Here is a 15,962-nt window from a genome sequence, read left to right as displayed (position 1 = left end):
ACGGCATTAAACTGCCGCTGCACCTGCTACAATTTCTGACAATTCTGTGGTAATCGCGGCTTGACGCGATTTGTTGTACACCAAGCGCAATTCTTTGATGGCATTGCCTGCGTTGTCGGTTGCGGCTTTCATCGCTACCATACGCGCAGCTTGTTCAGATGCCATGTTATCGCTCAATGCCTGATAAACCACAGACTCTAAATAGCGGCGAACCAAATATTCCAATACGGCGATAGGACTCGGCTCGTAGAGGTATTCCCAAGTAAATGAAGAATGACCTGTTCCGTCGTCAATAACGTTTTCACCGATAGGCAGCAAAACTTCCATACGCGGCTCTTGGCGCATTGTATTGACGAAACGTGAGTAAACCATATGGATACGGTCTAATTCATGCTTCTCATAACGTTGGAAGATTTCGGTCAGAGGGCCGAGCAGCAATTCCATTTTTGGGGTATCACCCAAATTGGTTGCACTGGCAATAACATTCAAACCGATACTTTGGCATGCAGCCAAACCTTTACTACCCAGGCACACGACTTCGACTTCGATGCCTTGTTCCTGATACTCTTGAACTTGCGCCAAAAACTTTTTCAGTACGTTTGCGTTCAAGCCGCCGCACAAACCTTTATCCGAGGTAATCAAAATGAAACCGGCACGACGCACTTCGCGGTGTGGCTCCAACAATTTGATACCATGATCGGTATTGGTCTGTGCAAGATGGCTCATCACTGTACGCACTTTTTCGGCGTACGGACGCGCTAAGCGCATCCGGTCTTGAGTCTTCCGCATTTTAGAGGTCGACACCATTTGCATCGCTTTAGTGATCTTTTGGGTATTTTGAACACTACGGATTTTGGTGAGAATCTCTTTTCCGACTGCCATTTCAGACTCCTTTCATCTCAATACTTATGCTTGGTAAGCGTAAGAAGATTTGAAAGATTTCATGGCTTCGGTCAATGCTTTTTCGCTTTCGTCAGACATTGCGCCTGATGCATTAATCGCTTCCAGAACCTCAGGATGTTGCGTACGTACGAAACTCAGGAATTCTGCTTCGAAAGCCAAGGCTTTGGATACCGGAACATCTGCGTAAGAACCGTTGTTGATCGCCCACAAAGTCAATGCCATTTCGGCAGTGTTCAATGTGCTGAATTGTTTTTGTTTCATCAATTCAGTAACCACTTCACCGTGTTGCAGCTGTTTTCGTGTTGCTTCGTCCAAATCGGAAGCAAATTGCGAGAACGCCGCCAATTCACGGTACTGTGCCAACGCCAAACGAATACCGCCACCCAGTTTTTTGATGACTTTGGTTTGTGCTGCACCACCTACGCGCGATACGGAAATACCGGCATTGATTGCAGGACGGATACCGGCGTTGAACAAGTCGGTTTCCAAGAAGATTTGGCCGTCTGTAATCGAAATTACGTTGGTTGGTACGAATGCTGATACGTCACCGGCTTGGGTTTCAATAATTGGCAACGCAGTCAGAGAACCGGTTTTGCCTTTTACTTCGCCATTGGTCAGTTTTTCAACTTCGTTTTCGCTGACGCGGGCCGCACGTTCCAACAGACGGGAGTGCAGGTAGAATACGTCGCCGGGATATGCTTCACGGCCAGGAGGACGGCGCAACAGCAGAGAAATTTGGCGGTATGCAACGGCTTGTTTAGACAAGTCATCGTATACGATCAACGCATCTTCACCACGGTCACGGAAGAATTCACCCATGGTACAACCGGAGTAAGGAGCGATATATTGCAGTGCAGCGGCTTCAGAAGCAGTTGCAGCAACCACGATGGTATGCTCCATCGCGCCATGCTCTTCCAATTTGCGTACTACGTTGGCAATAGAAGATGCTTTTTGACCGATAGCCACATAGATACAGATAACGCCTGTACCTTTTTGGTTAACGATGGCATCCAGTGCTACGGCAGTTTTACCGGTTTGACGGTCACCAATAATCAGCTCACGTTGGCCACGACCAACCGGAACCATAGAGTCAATGGCTTTCAGGCCGGTTTGCATTGGTTGGTCAACCGATTTACGCGCAATCACACCTGGTGCAATTTTTTCGATTGGAGCAGTCAATGTTGTGTTGATTGGACCTTTACCATCGATAGGACGACCCAATGCATCAACCACGCGGCCAACCAGTTCACGACCGATCGGCACTTCCAAAATACGGCCGGTACAGGTAACTGTATCGCCTTCTTTAATGTGTTCGTACTCACCCAACACTACGGCACCGACGGAGTCACGCTCCAAGTTCATGGCCAGACCGAAAGTGTTACCGGGGAATTCGAGCATCTCACCTTGCATCGCGTCTGACAAGCCATGAATGCGCACAATGCCGTCTGTAACAGAAACAACGGTACCACGGGTACGCACTTCTGTATTGACGGACAGATTTTCGATTTTGGCTTTAATCAAATCGCTAATTTCAGCAGGATTAAGCTGCATGAAAACTCTCCTAATTTGTCATAGTCGCATACAAAGCATTCAGTTTGCCTTGTACGGACAAATCCAAGACCTGATCACCCACTTCTACTTTGATGCCGCCGATTAATTCAGGGGCAACTTTAGCTACCACATCCAATTTGCTATTGAAGCGTTTTGTCAGGATATCGGTAACATCGGCCAGCTGCTGAGAACTGAGTTCATACGCGCTGTAAATTACTGCCGATTTCGTATTGTTGTGTATCAAGGTCAAATCTTGATATTGGGCATAAATTTCCGGCAATACCAGCAAACGCTTTTGCTCGGCCAAAACGGTAATGAAATTTGCCAATTCGACATTTTTGATACCGACAAGACCTTTGAGCGTTTCTGCTTTTTCGGAAGCTCCCGTTTCCGGTTGCTCGATGAGAGCAATAACTTTCTCATCTTGAACAACCGCTGCGAGTTCTTTCAGTTCGCCCAACCAAGACTCGATTTGGTTTTTTTCCTGAGCCAGACTAAATAATGCTTTCGCATAAGGTCTGGCAATCGTTGCGAACTCTGCCATAAGATTACAGCTCCTGTTTTAAGGTACTGAGCAAATCTGCATGTTTGGAAGCATCAACTTCTTTACGCAAGATAGATTCCGCACCTTTAACAGCCAGTGTAGCAACCTGTTCACGCAACACTTCGCGCGCACGGTTAACTTCTTGCTCCACATCAGCTTTTGCTTGGGCTGCAATGCGTGCTGCTTCATGAGAAGCTTGCTCTTTGGCTTCTTCTACAATTTTTGCAGCACGTTTTTCGGCGTTGGCAACCATTTCGGTTACCTGATTACGCCCTTCGGCCATAAGTTCTGCAACTTTTTTCTCTGCCTGCTCAAAATCGCTCTTACCGCGCTCGGCAGCAGCCAAGCCCTCGGCGATTTTTGCGGCACGCTCATCCAATGCTTTGGCAATCGGAGGCCATACGAATTTCATCGTAAACCAAACCAAGCCAAAGAAAACCAGGATTTGCGCAAATAAGGTTGCATTAATATTCACGTTACTTAACCTTCGTATCTGGGTTAATCAAACAGACCATAAGCCTGTATCTGAACGGATCACTCCGTCTTGATTACGCAGCACCAAACGGGTTAACGAAGGCGAACAACAGGGCAATAGCCACACCGATCAAGAAGGCCGCATCAATCAGACCAGCGATCAAGAACAGTTTGGTTTGCAGAGGACCGATCAGCTCAGGTTGACGAGCAGAAGATTCCAAGTATTTAGAACCAACCATTGCGATACCGATAGAGGCACCCAATGCACCCAAGGCAACGATCAAACCACATGCGATAGCAATCAAACCCATTTTTAAACTCCTTAAGATAGTAAAGGTTAAACTACAAAAACAAACTACGAAAAAACTACTTGATTAGTGTGCATCATGCGCTTGTCCGATATATACGAACGCCAACGCCATGAAAATAAATGCCTGCAAGGTGATAACCAAAATGTGGAAAATCGCCCAAGCCAAACCGGCAATCAGGTGGAATACAAATAAAATTGGATCCAAAGTTTCGATACTACCGGTTGACGCCCATGCGCCACCCAACAAAGCGATCAACAGGAACACCAGCTCACCGGCATACATATTACCAAACAACCGCATACCGTGGGATACGGTTTTGGACAAAAACTCTACCAAGTTCAGCAGGAAGTTGGCCGGAGCGAGTATCGGGCCAAAAGGTGCGCTGAACAATTCGTGAATCCAACCGCCAAAGCCTTTGATTTTGATATTGTAATAAATACATACCAACAATACGCCAATTGCCAAAGCCAAAGTTGTATTCAAGTCAGCAGTCGGTACAACGCGCAACAGTGCATGATGATTACCGGTAATGCCTTGCCATGCCATCGGCAGCAAATCAACCGGCAACATATCCATGGCGTTCATCAGGAAAATCCAGACAAACAGGGTCAAACCCAAAGGAGCAACGGCTTTACGCGATTGTTCGTTATGGATAATGCTCTTACACATGTTATCCACGAATTCGAACAGAATTTCAACAGCCGCCTGAAAACGACCGGGCACGCCAGCAGTTGCTTTTTGGGCACCGCGCCACAAAAGAAAGCTGCCGATTACGCCTAACAGAACAGCAAAAAAGATTGCATCAAGGTTAATGAACGAAAAATCAGCGATGTTTTTCAGTCCTTGACCCTGAGTAACATCCGACATACTGGTCAAGCTTTGCAAGTGGTGCTTGATGTAGTCGGCAGCGGTCATAGTTTCACCTGCCATAGTGTTTCACTCTCAACAATACTAAAAAAACCAAATGACTGACGCCAAGAAACGCCAATAAAAATGGGTAAAATACCAGTGATCGATGCCATATCGCAAAAACGACCGACATAGATACCAGCGACAGCACTACTTTTAAAACCTCTCCGCCGATAAACATCGAACTTTGCAGATCGGGATTTCGTCGGGAAAACTTTAAAAGTAAAACTGCAAACAGGGTAGGCAAAATGTACGAAAATCCTCCCGCCAAAGCAGAGAGGAAGCCGGGCAATCCGGAAAATAATGCACAAACAACTGAAATTATTAACAATACAATCACTTGCAATGGGACTATCTGATTCATTGTACTCCACACCCCAAAAACGCAAGGTAAATTAATATAATCAAGAAGTTTGTTAACGTCAAGCAATATGTTAATCTTTGTGAACCTTTCACAGATAAATGATTAACACATATAAAACAAATCTTTGCAGAAACGGAGTTTAACACAAATTACATGTTGCTACACAGATTTTACAGAAGATTTTGATTTGTATTGTAAACATCTGTACGACCAGTCCTTTTATCAAAAATTCAGGCCGTCTGAAAAACTTTTTTCAGACGGCCTGTTTATCAAACCGTTAAAACTCTTGATTAATGCCTAACTGTTTCAGCAGGTAGTCAAACGTTTCCGGCGTATCAAAATGCAGTACGATTTTGCCTTTTTTCTGATTGCTGGTTTTGACTTCGGCATTAACACCCAAACGCTCGGTCAGGGCATCATTGATGCGGCGGATATCCGGGCTGATGGTTTTGACTGCTTCAGGCTTGGCTTTTTGATGAGCCAACTGGCTGCGGCGCTCTACCTCGCGCACCGACCAACCATTTTTGACGGCTTTTTGCGCCAGCTCCAATTGGTCAACCACATGCAAGGTCAGCAACGCACGGGCATGACCCATTTCCAGACGGCGTTGATAAAGCATTTCCTGAACCGGCTCAGGCAGGCTCAACAGGCGCAGGCTGTTGGAGATGGCACTACGGCTTTTACCGACGGCTTTTGCGATGGTTTCGTGAGTCAGGCCGAATTCGTCGGCAAGGCGTTTCAAACCTTGCGCTTCTTCAATCGGATTGAGGTTTTCACGTTGCAGGTTTTCAATCAAACCCATGGCCAACGCGGTTTCGTCGCTGATGGTTTTGATGACGACGGGAATTTCGGTCAAACCGGCCAACTGGGAAGCGCGCCAACGGCGTTCGCCGGCAATCAATTCATATTGAGACAGACCACGTTCGCGTACGATAACCGGCTGGATAATGCCTTGTGCCTTAATGGAATCGGCCAACTCCTGCAAGGCTTCGTCATCAATTTGCACACGCGCCTGATAACGGCCGGGCTGAATATCGGCGATGGCAACCGTTGTCAGGCGGTCGCTACTGCTGCTGTCCACTGCATTGGAAATCAGCGAATCCAAACCGCGTCCCAATCCAACTTTTGCTTTTGCCATATTGTTTTCCCTTTCAGACGGCCTCATTGTTGAAATGACGTATTCTATCGGATATTGCCGCTTTACGACAATTTGAATCACGATGATTTGACTATTGCCATTTATTTACGGAGCGAAACCGCAAACATGCCCCTTAAAGCGTTACTCAAACGGATTTCTTCCGCATTTTCCAACATCGCGTGCGTTATGTGGGTTTCCTTGATTGTATCCACACCTAAATATAGCTGCGGCTGCCTCAATACCGCTTGGCGCATTACCCCGTTCAAAATATCCAAATCCAAAGACGGCGTGAGCCATTGTCCTTGATATTTGACGAACACATTGCTTCTTCCACCCTCTAACAACAGACCGTCTGAATTGAAAAACAGGCTGTCAAATGCACCCTGCCCTTCTGCCGTTTTCCATGCTTGGTCAAAAATTTCACGGCGCGTGGTTTTGAAACGGCGCAGATAATCGCGTTGACTTAATGTGTGCTCACTCAAGATGACGTATTGCTGCCCATCCAATTCGGAAACAGCCGCATGGCTCAATGCAAGGCCGTCTGAAAACAAAGCAGCTTTAACTCTAAATAACCCACTTGGCAACGCATCTATATAGTGTTGAATTTGCTCTGCCGCATTTTGAGGCCAAGTCAGATTGAGCGCTTGCGCCGAGCTGTTCAGACGGCCTAAATGCAAATCAAGCAAACGGCACTGTCTATCTTCCACACGCATGGTTTCAAAAATACCGAAATCAGGCCGCAAGTCATTGAGGAAACGCGCCTTCCAACCGCACTCGCGATATTCGGCTTCAGGATCGCTATCAATCACAATCCCCGAACCCACACCATAAACGCCTTGATAAAGGCCGTCTGAAACCGGCTTCAAAGATAAGGTGCGAATCACGACATTAAATACACCTTCAAATCCCAAACCCGTATCACACGGATGCAAAAAGCCGATACTGCCTGTGTACAAACCGCGCGGTTCGGATTCAAGGGACTCAATAATCTGCATGCTCATGCGTTTGGGTGCGCCGGTAATACTGCCGCACGGGAAGGCTGCGCGGAGAATATCGGCAACCGAAACATCAGGCAGCGCCTGCGCCTCGATGGCACTGGTCATCTGCCAAACACTGCCGAAACGGGAAACTTTAAACGGCTCAGGCACGCATACTTTGCCCGTTTGCGCAATTTTGCCGAGGTCGTTGCGCAACAAATCGACAATCATCACATTTTCGGCGCGGTTTTTCGGGTCGTTTTGCAATTCAACGGCGCGGCGTTCATCTTGTCCGTCATGAAGAATCGGCGCAGTGCCTTTCATCGGCTCGGTTGTGATCAGGCCGTCTGAATCGATTTTGAGGAAAAGTTCGGGAGAAAAACACAAAGTCCATGCGTCCTGCCCTGCCCCGTCGGGCAGACAAGACAAAACGGCATACGGCACAGGCTGGCGCAAACGGCGGTAAAGCTGAATCGGATTGCCGTAAGTTTGCAGGTGCAAGCGTGCGGTGTAATTGATTTGATAGGTATCGCCGCGGCAGATGGCTTCGTGGATTTGACGGATATGCTCGAGATAATCGGCTTCGGATACGGAGAATCGGGGAGTAGAGATGCCTGCCTCAAGGCCGTCTGAATGATTGGCCAGCCAGCTTTCGGCATCGATTTCAGAATAATCGGCAAACCAGTGCAAACGCAAATTGCCACTGCGCGCGGATGAAATATCCATCAGTGGCAATCCGAATTCGTAGTCTGCAAACAACACTGCATACAGGCCTTTTTTCCAACCTGCCTGCAAAACATCATCCAACGATGCCAGTTCGTTATGATGAAAAAGGCAGCTTTCCACATGATTTTGATAGAGTTTTACACGACCGCTTAACGCATCGTCGAACAGGGCGAAATAAGGCATGATGTATGATACAAATAGGCTGATTATACGCTGTTTTTACAAAAATTATCAAACAAGCCGGAAAAAATCACTTATGTGTAATTTTATGTAGGCTAACACAGCATAAAGAGGTAAAATTAAGTCATACCACACCATATCATTTAAAACTTAATCGATAAGGAGACTTTATGGCAGACCACCAATTAGAACCGTTCGAGAATGTTGAACTGGGCGAGAAACAAGACCAGCTGCAAGTATTCGAAAAGGCTGTTTTGGAACACGAAGGACGCGGCACTGACGAAGATTCCAGCAGTGCACCGCTTCCTGCCAACTACCCGTACAAACAACGTATGCGCCGCTCTGTTTACGAAAAAGAAAAACAGAAGCTGCAAATCGAATTGTTGAAAGTACAAAGCTGGGTTAAAGATTCCGGTCAGCGCATCGTCAGCCTGTTTGAAGGCCGCGACGCAGCCGGTAAAGGCGGTACCATCAAACGCTTCATGGAACATTTGAACCCGCGCGGCGCACGCGTGGTTGCTTTGGAGAAACCAACCACTACCGAACGCGGCCAATGGTATTTCCAACGCTACATCCAAAACCTGCCGACCGCAGGCGAAATGGTATTCTTCGACCGCTCATGGTACAACCGTGCCGGCGTAGAACGCGTAATGGGCTTCTGCGAACCTAACGAATACCTGCTCTTCATGCGTCAAACCCCTGAATTGGAACGTATGCTTGTTGCCAGCGGCATCCATCTGTTCAAATTCTGGTTCTCCGTATCCCGCGAAGAACAACTCCGCCGCTTCATCTCCCGCCGCGACGACCCCCTGAAACACTGGAAACTGTCTCCTGTGGATATCCAATCGCTCGACCGCTGGGACGACTACACTGAAGCCAAAAACGCCATGTTCTTCCACACCCACACCGGCGACGCGCCTTGGGTCATCGTCCGTTCTGACGACAAAAAACGTGCACGTTTGAACTGTATCCGCTACTTCCTGCATCAGCTGGACTATCCGGGCAAAGACGTGAAAGCCATCGGCAAAGTGGACGAGAAAATTGTTTTGGTTCCCGATACACGTTACAAAGACAAAACTGTCGATCTCGGACACGATTAATTTGTAACATTACCAAAGGCCGTCTGAAATTTCATCTTTCAGACGGCCTTTTCTTAATCCTCACGATTCCAGTACGTTTTTTGTGCGAATACCAATTTATTGTCAGTGAATTTCACACTGTCCAAATTCAATGCCCAAACATCGCTTTTCATCACTCGAGCAGCAGGATGCACTTTGTAATACAAAGACTGCGCCACTTTCAAATCCGCTTCATCCTCAATCAAAGCGGCAGTCGCCGCAAACTGAATGCCGCTGATTTTTGCGATACTGTCAGGTTGTCCGGAAATGGTACCGGCTACTTTGGCAAAACGGCTCATCATTCCGCCATGCTTCGTTTGCAAAGAAGTCAGCACAATCAATCGGGCATTCGCCTCATCAAATACATAAAAACAGCAAGCCGCCCAAACTTCACCCTCTTCCGCAGCAGCAATACTGACGACATGATGACTACTCAAAAACTTCACTATATTGGCAGGAATCGTTTGCATGGTTTTTATCTTCCTTCGCAGTAGACGTAATTATGCTCAGGCCGTCTGAAACATCATCCCTGCCAGCGCGGCACATCGTTTTGAATGATGCCGAACAAGTCCAAAGCATGAGAGACGCTGTGAGTAATCATATCTTCGATGGATTCGGGCTTCTGATATAAAGCCGGAACGGGAGGAAACACAATGCCGCCCATCTCTGTCACGCGGCGCATATTTTCAATGTGCGCCAAGTTTAACGGTGCTTCACGCACCATTAATACCAACTTGCGCCGCTCTTTCAACGTTACGTCCGCCGCACGACTGAGCAAATTATCGGCAAATCCATGAGCAACCGAAGCCAAGGTTTTCATTGAACACGGCGCAATCAACATTCCATCCGTCAAAAACGATCCGCTGGCAATACTTGCCCCGACATTACGGACGGAATGCACGACATCCGCCAAAGCATAAACGTCTTCTTTGGTGTAATCCGTTTCCAAAGCGCGGGTCATCTCCGCCCCTTGCGAAACCACCAAATGCGTTTCTACCTGATGCTCACGCAAAAGCTGCAAAGCTTTCACGCCATACTGAAAACCGCTGGCACCGCTGATGCCGACAACCAAACGTTTCATTGTATTTCCCTGTCTCGGCCTAAAGATAAATAAAAGGCAGATTCTCAAGACGAAAAAATAACCGCTAAAAAGCGGTTAGATTTTCTAATGTGGTGCCGACAGCGAGATTTGAACTCGCACAGCCTACGGCCACTACCCCCTCAAGATAGCGTGTCTACCAATTCCACCATGTCGGCATAAATCAAATTGTCTTACTGCTGCTGAGGATTCGGAGCAACAGGAGTTGTATTGTTTTGTGCAGGCGTTGCAGGCTTAGGAGCCTGTTGGGTCTGCTTCACATCGCTGAAGTCTAAACCGTGCTTATTGGAGTGGGTGTGAATATACACCATTGCCATGCAGGTCGCAAAGAAAAATGTTGCGGCAATGGCAGTCGAGCGGCTGAGGAAGTTGGCATTACCGGCAGAACCGAATACGCCTTGCGCGCTACCGCTGCCGGAACCGAACGTTGCGCCGGCATCCGCGCCTTTACCGTGTTGCAACAATACTAACACGATTACGGCTAAAGCGGAAATAATATTAATGATCCAGATAAGGGTTTTAAAGGCTTCCATATGTTTTCTACGAGGCTTGTGCTGCGTTGATGATGGCGGTAAAGGAGTCATATGATAATGACGCGCCACCAACCAATGCGCCGTCTACATGAGGTACTGCGAAGATGTCGGCTGCGTTATCCGCTTTCACACTTCCGCCGTAAAGAACGCGGATTTTAACATCGCTTCCGCACAAAGACAAGATTTCTTTGTAGATAAATGCGTGCATATCGGCGATTTGTTCGACGGTGGCGACTTTGCCTGTACCGATCGCCCAAACCGGCTCGTAGGCAACGGCGATGTTTTTGGTGTTCAAACCTTGCAGGATGGAAAGCTGGTGGGCAATGACTTCGTGTTCTTTACCGGCTTCGCGTTCTTCCAAGCTTTCGCCGACGCACAACAATGGAATCAGGCCGACGTTGAGGACGTTTTCCATTTTGCGGCGTTGGATTTCGTTTTTCTCGCCGAAATAAAGGCTGCGCTCGGAGTGGCCGATGAGAACGATGTCTGTACCGATGTCGGCAAGCATTTCGGCGGACACTTCGCCAGTGTATGCGCCGTTATTCGGGAAACGGCTCACGTCTTGCGCACAGGTTAAGATGCGGTTGTTCAAAACAATCTGCATGGCGTTGTGCAGTTGCAACAGATAAACGGTCGGAGCGGCCAGGCCGATTAACACGCGTTCTGCGGTTGGCATGACACGGAAGCGGTGCATAAGCGCATTGTTGTTTTGGAGTCGGCCGTTCATTTTCCAGTTGCCGATAACCCATTTTTGGTCCCACATTCCGATTTGGTGATACATCTTTATTGCTCCGTGTGTTGGTTGTTGCTTGTTGTAGCGTCGTGTAATGTGAAAGTTTAGTGGATATATGTGCGCTTGGCAATTATTAACAAGCCTCGAGGCCGTCTGAAAGATGGCACACTCTCCGACAAGGATTTATAATGTATGCTTCGATAAAATTAAGAATTGAACGGAGCACAAATATGGACTTTGAAAAAGCGCGTTTCAATATGGTTGAACAGCAGATTCGTCCGTGGGATGTCTTGGACTTCGACATTTTGGATGCTTTGGAGGAGATCGGGCGCGAACATTTTGTCGGCAAGGCTTTTCAAGGTTTGGCCTATGCGGATATGGAGCTGCCGCTGACCAACGGCCATAAGATGTTGGAACCCAAAGTCGTTGCCCGCCTGGCTCAAGGCTTGAAACTGAAAAAAGACGAAACCGTCTTAGAAATCGGTACAGGTTCAGGCTATGCAACCGCCCTGCTGTCCAAACTGGCCGGCAAAGTCGTCACCGACGACATCGATGCCGAACAGCAGCAACGCGCCAAAAAAGTTTTGGACGAATTGGGCTTTACCAACGTCGATTATGTGCAAAACAACGGCCTGACCGAAGCATCGCAAGGCGCTCCTTTTGATGCAATTTATGTGGGCGGCGCAGTAGACAGCGTACCTGAAATTCTGAAAGAGCAACTGAAAGACGGCGGCCGTATGGTGGTCATCGTCGGCCGCAAACCGGTACAACGCGCGCTTTTGCTGACGCGCAACGGCAATGAGTTTTCCGAAAAGGTATTGTTCGACACCGTCGTGGCACACTTGGAAGACAAATCGGCCAATCCGTTCGGCGATTTCGATTTTTAAACAACAGGCCGTCTGAAAGTTCAGACGGCCTCATACTTTCATATTCTACCCTATGACCAACATCATCCAACTCTCGCCCACCGAATTGAAACAATGGCAGGACGAAGGCCGCGCATTTCATCTGCTCGACGTCCGTACCGATGAAGAATACGCCATCTGCACCCTACCCGCCGCCATTCATATCCCGATGAACCTCATCCCCCTGCGCCAAAACGAGCTGCCCGACGACGATTTGCCCATCGTCGTTTACTGCCACCACGGCATCCGCAGCCTGCACACGGCAATGTATCTAGAAGATGCCGGATTTGAAAACCTCTACAACCTACAAGGCGGTATTGATGCTTGGGCAATGCAGGTGGACAGCAAAATGATGCGGTATTGAATCGGTTTTATCAATAAAAGGCCGTCTGAAGCAGGATTTCAGACGGCCTTTACGATTATTTCACAAACCGTGCATCTGCCATAAACGGCCGTGTAGCGGCTGGTTTGACGGAATAGAAGCGGGAGAAAGTGCTGTCGATTTTGGTCTGTATCGGCTTACCATCCAATGTTGCCGATGCTTCCAATTTCACACCACCACCACTGGTTTCGCCTAATTTCATATTTGGCAACGTCAGTTTGGCAATATTGAGTTTCGCATTTTCCACTTTGGTATCGGGAGACATCAGCTGTTTGCCGACCGGACGGATTTTTTCACCCTCATCATGAGGCGCAGCACCACCGTTATCGTCAACCACGCCGATATTAATCAATCTGGCAGACGCCAAATCCATCTTGCCGTTTTTGACCGGAATACCGACAAACAGTTTTACGCCGCGATGAATGAACGTATTGTCCCGCCACTGAGTTTGGCCCTCTTTCGGCGGTTTGGTTTCTGCCGCCACCGAATAAGTGCGGCCCATAATCATCAATTTATAACCTGGAATTTTTTTCGAACCGAATCCATCAGTGATATCTTCGACCAGTTGCGGCGCAGTCAGGGTTTCATTTGCCAAAATACGGGCTGAAGTTTCTGCCAAATGGGCAGGCTTGCTGTCTATGGTCAATGCCTGTTCATGGCCGAAATCAGACGCAAATGCAGGCACGGCGGCCAGTGCAGCGGCCAATGCTAGAATACGGATAGTTTTCATTGCAGACTCCTGATAAAAATGTAATTGGGTTGATTACCCGATAAAATCCGGGCAATATTGATTGGAGTCGATATTTTTATATAAATGATACAGATTATCAAGAATATTTATATTTTAAAATAAAAAAGGCCGTCTGAAACTTAGTTTCGGACGGCCTTTTAATCTACTTAAAACCTTCTATCAGTCTTTGAAGCGTTTGAATACCAATGTGCCGTTGGTACCGCCAAAGCCGAAGGAATTGGAGATGGCAACGTCGATTTTCGCATCGCGTGCTTCGTTGGCGCAGTAGTCCAAATCGCAACCGGCTTCAACGTCTTGTTCAAAGATGTTGATGGTCGGTGGAGATTTTTGCTCGTGTACTGCCAACACGCTGTACAACGCTTCCACGCCACCGGCCGCGCCGAGCAAGTGGCCGGTCATAGATTTGGTGGAGTTAACAATGACTTTGCGCGCATGATCGCCCAAAGCGCGTTTGAGGGCTTTGGTTTCGTTGGCATCGCCCAAAGGAGTCGATGTACCGTGTGCGTTGACGTAATCAACGTCTTCAGGATTCAGGCCGGCATCTTTCAGGGCGCGGGTAACGGCCAATGCAGGGCCTTCTTCGTTAGGCGCGGTAATGTGGTAAGCATCGGAGCTCATACCGAAGCCGACGATTTCGGCGTAAATTTTCGCACCGCGTTTTTTCGCGTGTTCCAATTCTTCCAACACCAGCACGCCAGCGCCTTCGCCGATAACGAAACCGTCACGGCCTTTGTCCCACGGACGGGAAGCGGTAGCAGGGTCATCGTTTCGGGTGGAAAGTGCCTTCATGGCAGCAAAACCGCCAACGCCCAAAGTGCTGATCGCGCCTTCTGCACCGCCGGCAATCATCACGTCTGCGTCGCCGTATTTAATCAGTCGTGCAGAGTCGCCGATAGAATGCGCGCCGGTCGTACAGGCAGACACCATGCCGTAGCTCGGGCCGCGGTAGCCTTTGAGGATGGTCACGTGGCCGGAGATCAGGTTAATCAGCGAGCCTGGAATAAAGAAAGGATTGATTTTGCGCGCTCCGCCTTCGATAACGGCTTTGCCGGTCGCTTCGATGCTGGGCAGGCCGCCGATACCGGAGCCGATGTTGACACCGACGCGGTCTTTGTCGAGGGTTTCCAAATCGTCCAAGCCTGAATCATTGATGGCTTGCAGGGCGGCGGCAATACCGTAGTGGATGAACACGTCCATACGGCGCGCTTCTTTCGCGCTGATGTATTGGCCGATGTCGAAATCGCGCACTTCGCCGGCGATTTGGCTGTTGATGTCGGATGCGTCAAAGCGGGTAATCCGTCCGATGCCGCTTTTGCCTGCGAGCAGATTGCTCCATGCGGTGGCGACGTCGTTGCCGACCGGTGATACTTGGCCAAGACCTGTGATGACTACTCTTCTCTGACTCATGATAATCTCGCTGTTGGTTGTCGGGATTTTCGCGGCAGCCTTGCTCTTTTTCTTTGTGAAACGGGCAAAACTCATGCCGTCTGAAATTTCAGGGGTTTAATAATAAGGTAAAAGCCTCTATTGCGATGGCGCAGCAGAGGCTGGATGTTTGGTGCGACCGATTAGCCTTGGTGGGCGTTGATGTAGTCGATAGCCAATTGTACGGTAGTGATTTTTTCAGCGTCTTCGTCAGGGATTTCGCAGCCGAAAGCTTCTTCCAAAGCCATCACCAGTTCTACGGTGTCCAGAGAGTCAGCACCCAAATCGTCTTGGAAAGAAGATTCGTTTTTCACTTCGGCTTCGTTTACGCCCAGTTGTTCAGCAACAATTTTTTTAACTTGTTGTTCGATGTTTGACATGTCAGTCGTTCCTTTTCGCCTTGCGGCAGGTTGTTTAAGGGAAATAATTCGTCGGTATTGTACCGAATTCGGATAGAGTTTTCCATCTAATCCTGCATTTTAGCACAGATTATTCAGTAAAAACCTGTTGTTGTGCATATTAGCATAGCCTGATTTTAACCTACAAGCGGGAATTTGTTTTGTTACGTATTAACATTAACATTATTAAAAAAAGGGGCTGTACTAGATTAGCAGATATGTTACCCTCGAAATATGAAGATAACACACTGCAAATTAAAGAAAAAAGTACAGAAAGAACTGCTTCGTTTTTTTGTACTCGAAGTTACCGCCCGTTCCGCTGCCGATATTTTGGGCATTCAGCCCAACTCCGCTATTCTGTTCTACCGCAAAATTCGTATGGTTATCAGCCATTATCTGGCCTTGGCTGCCGATGAGGTTTTCGAGGGCCCTGTCGAGCTGGACGAAAGCTATTTCGGCGGACGGCGTAAAGGCAGACGTGGTCACGGGGTGGCAGGAAAAGTGGTTGTCTTCGGCATTCTGAAACGCAACGGACGGGTCT

20 protein-coding genes and 1 tRNA gene are annotated in these 15,962 nt (G+C 48.2%); 4 read left to right on the top strand and 17 right to left on the bottom strand.

All coding sequences use genetic code 11. The annotated features are described in order from the left end of the window. Positions 1-6: 6 nt before the first annotated feature. The 9 genes from atpG to HMPREF3047_RS02225 all read right to left on the bottom strand — a co-directional run bounded on the left by atpG (position 7) and on the right by HMPREF3047_RS02225 (position 8,080). A complete protein-coding gene (atpG, locus tag HMPREF3047_RS02260; protein ID WP_070712072.1) occupies positions 7-882 on the bottom strand; it encodes a F0F1 ATP synthase subunit gamma in 876 nt (291 codons plus the stop codon). Positions 883-906: 24 nt separating this feature from the next. Continuing rightward, the gene (atpA, locus tag HMPREF3047_RS02255; RefSeq protein ID WP_049331699.1) at positions 907-2,454 is read right to left on the bottom strand and encodes a F0F1 ATP synthase subunit alpha; all 1,548 of its coding nucleotides are present in this window, start codon (positions 2,452-2,454) and stop codon (positions 907-909) included. A gap of 10 nt (positions 2,455-2,464) precedes the next feature. Further along, entirely contained in the window at positions 2,465-2,998 is a 534-nt protein-coding gene (locus HMPREF3047_RS02250; protein ID WP_049328782.1) for a F0F1 ATP synthase subunit delta, read from the bottom strand. A 4-nt stretch (positions 2,999-3,002) separates the two neighbouring features. Beyond that, positions 3,003-3,473 (bottom strand): F0F1 ATP synthase subunit B, encoded by a 471-nt coding sequence (locus HMPREF3047_RS02245; RefSeq protein WP_004464459.1) that lies wholly within the window; start codon positions 3,471-3,473, stop codon positions 3,003-3,005. A 73-nt stretch (positions 3,474-3,546) separates the two neighbouring features. Next, positions 3,547-3,783, bottom strand: a complete 237-nt coding sequence (gene atpE / locus HMPREF3047_RS02240) for a F0F1 ATP synthase subunit C (RefSeq protein ID WP_003676106.1) — start codon at positions 3,781-3,783, stop codon at positions 3,547-3,549. A gap of 63 nt (positions 3,784-3,846) precedes the next feature. Continuing rightward, complete coding sequence (atpB, locus tag HMPREF3047_RS02235; protein ID WP_070583867.1) at positions 3,847-4,713, bottom strand: F0F1 ATP synthase subunit A; 867 nt, start codon at positions 4,711-4,713, stop codon at positions 3,847-3,849. Next, positions 4,703-5,056, bottom strand: coding sequence for an ATP synthase subunit I (locus tag HMPREF3047_RS10875; protein WP_083297179.1), 354 nt, complete (start codon positions 5,054-5,056; stop codon positions 4,703-4,705). Before HMPREF3047_RS10875 ends, atpB begins: the two co-directional genes overlap by 11 nt. Before the next feature lie 277 nt (positions 5,057-5,333). Continuing rightward, positions 5,334-6,194 carry a ParB/RepB/Spo0J family partition protein gene (locus tag HMPREF3047_RS02230; RefSeq protein WP_070712071.1) on the bottom strand — a complete coding sequence of 287 codons (861 nt, stop codon included), beginning with the start codon at positions 6,192-6,194 and terminating at the stop codon, positions 5,334-5,336. 101 nt (positions 6,195-6,295) lie between these two features. Continuing rightward, positions 6,296-8,080, bottom strand: coding sequence for a bifunctional chorismate-binding protein/class IV aminotransferase (locus tag HMPREF3047_RS02225; RefSeq protein WP_070712070.1), 1,785 nt, complete (start codon positions 8,078-8,080; stop codon positions 6,296-6,298). Positions 8,081-8,247: 167 nt separating this feature from the next. Here HMPREF3047_RS02225 and ppk2 point away from each other — a divergent pair, with 167 nt between their 5' ends. Beyond that, positions 8,248-9,177 (top strand): polyphosphate kinase 2, encoded by a 930-nt coding sequence (ppk2, locus tag HMPREF3047_RS02220; protein ID WP_070712069.1) that lies wholly within the window; start codon positions 8,248-8,250, stop codon positions 9,175-9,177. A 53-nt stretch (positions 9,178-9,230) separates the two neighbouring features. On the opposite strand, the gene HMPREF3047_RS02215 is transcribed toward ppk2, so the two are convergent. The 5 genes from HMPREF3047_RS02215 to tpiA form a co-directional block, all read right to left on the bottom strand. Then, positions 9,231-9,665, bottom strand: coding sequence for a PNPOx family protein (locus HMPREF3047_RS02215; protein ID WP_070712068.1), 435 nt, complete (start codon positions 9,663-9,665; stop codon positions 9,231-9,233). A 53-nt stretch (positions 9,666-9,718) separates the two neighbouring features. Continuing rightward, complete coding sequence (locus HMPREF3047_RS02210) at positions 9,719-10,276, bottom strand: UbiX family flavin prenyltransferase (protein WP_004464450.1); 558 nt, start codon at positions 10,274-10,276, stop codon at positions 9,719-9,721. 90 nt (positions 10,277-10,366) lie between these two features. Further along, a tRNA-Leu gene (locus HMPREF3047_RS02205) sits at positions 10,367-10,452 on the bottom strand. 15 nt (positions 10,453-10,467) lie between these two features. Beyond that, complete coding sequence (secG, locus tag HMPREF3047_RS02200) at positions 10,468-10,827, bottom strand: preprotein translocase subunit SecG (RefSeq protein ID WP_070712067.1); 360 nt, start codon at positions 10,825-10,827, stop codon at positions 10,468-10,470. Positions 10,828-10,834: 7 nt separating this feature from the next. After that, positions 10,835-11,608, bottom strand: coding sequence for a triose-phosphate isomerase (tpiA, locus tag HMPREF3047_RS02195; protein ID WP_004519014.1), 774 nt, complete (start codon positions 11,606-11,608; stop codon positions 10,835-10,837). Positions 11,609-11,790: 182 nt separating this feature from the next. Here tpiA and HMPREF3047_RS02190 point away from each other — a divergent pair, with 182 nt between their 5' ends. Then, positions 11,791-12,447 (top strand): protein-L-isoaspartate O-methyltransferase family protein, encoded by a 657-nt coding sequence (locus tag HMPREF3047_RS02190; RefSeq protein WP_070712066.1) that lies wholly within the window; start codon positions 11,791-11,793, stop codon positions 12,445-12,447. A gap of 52 nt (positions 12,448-12,499) precedes the next feature. Further along, positions 12,500-12,829, top strand: a complete 330-nt coding sequence (locus tag HMPREF3047_RS02185; RefSeq protein ID WP_070712065.1) for a rhodanese-like domain-containing protein — start codon at positions 12,500-12,502, stop codon at positions 12,827-12,829. 55 nt (positions 12,830-12,884) lie between these two features. Here HMPREF3047_RS02185 and HMPREF3047_RS02180 read toward each other — a convergent pair whose 3' ends face one another. The 3 genes from HMPREF3047_RS02180 to acpP all read right to left on the bottom strand — a co-directional run bounded on the left by HMPREF3047_RS02180 (position 12,885) and on the right by acpP (position 15,403). Then, a complete protein-coding gene (locus HMPREF3047_RS02180; RefSeq protein ID WP_070712064.1) occupies positions 12,885-13,577 on the bottom strand; it encodes a hypothetical protein in 693 nt (230 codons plus the stop codon). A gap of 180 nt (positions 13,578-13,757) precedes the next feature. Further along, positions 13,758-15,005: a beta-ketoacyl-ACP synthase II gene (gene fabF, locus HMPREF3047_RS02175; RefSeq protein ID WP_070712168.1), complete on the bottom strand. Its 1,248-nt coding sequence runs from the start codon at positions 15,003-15,005 to the stop codon at positions 13,758-13,760. 161 nt (positions 15,006-15,166) lie between these two features. After that, entirely contained in the window at positions 15,167-15,403 is a 237-nt protein-coding gene (gene acpP / locus HMPREF3047_RS02170) for an acyl carrier protein (protein ID WP_003679644.1), read from the bottom strand. 252 nt (positions 15,404-15,655) lie between these two features. Between acpP and HMPREF3047_RS11565 the strand changes: the two genes are divergently transcribed. Beyond that, on the top strand, positions 15,656-15,962 hold a 307-nt coding region (locus HMPREF3047_RS11565; RefSeq protein WP_349267136.1), incomplete at its 3' end, for a transposase.

This window comes from Neisseria sp. HMSC075C10, assembly GCF_001815615.1.
Taxonomy (GTDB): domain Bacteria; phylum Pseudomonadota; class Gammaproteobacteria; order Burkholderiales; family Neisseriaceae; genus Neisseria; species Neisseria subflava_A.
The sequence above is the reverse complement of the archived record's forward strand: the minus strand, read 5'-3'. Positions and strand labels throughout refer to the sequence as shown.

Coding starts and splice junctions, on each gene's coding strand:
- atpG (WP_070712072.1), bottom strand. CDS start 882: ATGGCAGTCGGAAAAGAGATTCTCACCAAAATCCGTAGTGTTCAAAAT.
- atpA (WP_049331699.1), bottom strand. CDS start 2,454: ATGCAGCTTAATCCTGCTGAAATTAGCGATTTGATTAAAGCCAAAATC.
- HMPREF3047_RS02250 (WP_049328782.1), bottom strand. CDS start 2,998: ATGGCAGAGTTCGCAACGATTGCCAGACCTTATGCGAAAGCATTATTT.
- atpE (WP_003676106.1), bottom strand. CDS start 3,783: ATGGGTTTGATTGCTATCGCATGTGGTTTGATCGTTGCCTTGGGTGCA.
- atpB (WP_070583867.1), bottom strand. CDS start 4,713: ATGGCAGGTGAAACTATGACCGCTGCCGACTACATCAAGCACCACTTG.
- HMPREF3047_RS10875 (WP_083297179.1), bottom strand. CDS start 5,056: ATGAATCAGATAGTCCCATTGCAAGTGATTGTATTGTTAATAATTTCA.
- HMPREF3047_RS02230 (WP_070712071.1), bottom strand. CDS start 6,194: ATGGCAAAAGCAAAAGTTGGATTGGGACGCGGTTTGGATTCGCTGATT.
- HMPREF3047_RS02225 (WP_070712070.1), bottom strand. CDS start 8,080: ATGCCTTATTTCGCCCTGTTCGACGATGCGTTAAGCGGTCGTGTAAAA.
- ppk2 (WP_070712069.1), top strand. CDS start 8,248: ATGGCAGACCACCAATTAGAACCGTTCGAGAATGTTGAACTGGGCGAG.
- HMPREF3047_RS02215 (WP_070712068.1), bottom strand. CDS start 9,665: ATGCAAACGATTCCTGCCAATATAGTGAAGTTTTTGAGTAGTCATCAT.
- HMPREF3047_RS02210 (WP_004464450.1), bottom strand. CDS start 10,276: ATGAAACGTTTGGTTGTCGGCATCAGCGGTGCCAGCGGTTTTCAGTAT.
- secG (WP_070712067.1), bottom strand. CDS start 10,827: ATGGAAGCCTTTAAAACCCTTATCTGGATCATTAATATTATTTCCGCT.
- tpiA (WP_004519014.1), bottom strand. CDS start 11,608: ATGTATCACCAAATCGGAATGTGGGACCAAAAATGGGTTATCGGCAAC.
- HMPREF3047_RS02190 (WP_070712066.1), top strand. CDS start 11,791: ATGGACTTTGAAAAAGCGCGTTTCAATATGGTTGAACAGCAGATTCGT.
- HMPREF3047_RS02185 (WP_070712065.1), top strand. CDS start 12,500: ATGACCAACATCATCCAACTCTCGCCCACCGAATTGAAACAATGGCAG.
- HMPREF3047_RS02180 (WP_070712064.1), bottom strand. CDS start 13,577: ATGAAAACTATCCGTATTCTAGCATTGGCCGCTGCACTGGCCGCCGTG.
- fabF (WP_070712168.1), bottom strand. CDS start 15,005: ATGAGTCAGAGAAGAGTAGTCATCACAGGTCTTGGCCAAGTATCACCG.
- acpP (WP_003679644.1), bottom strand. CDS start 15,403: ATGTCAAACATCGAACAACAAGTTAAAAAAATTGTTGCTGAACAACTG.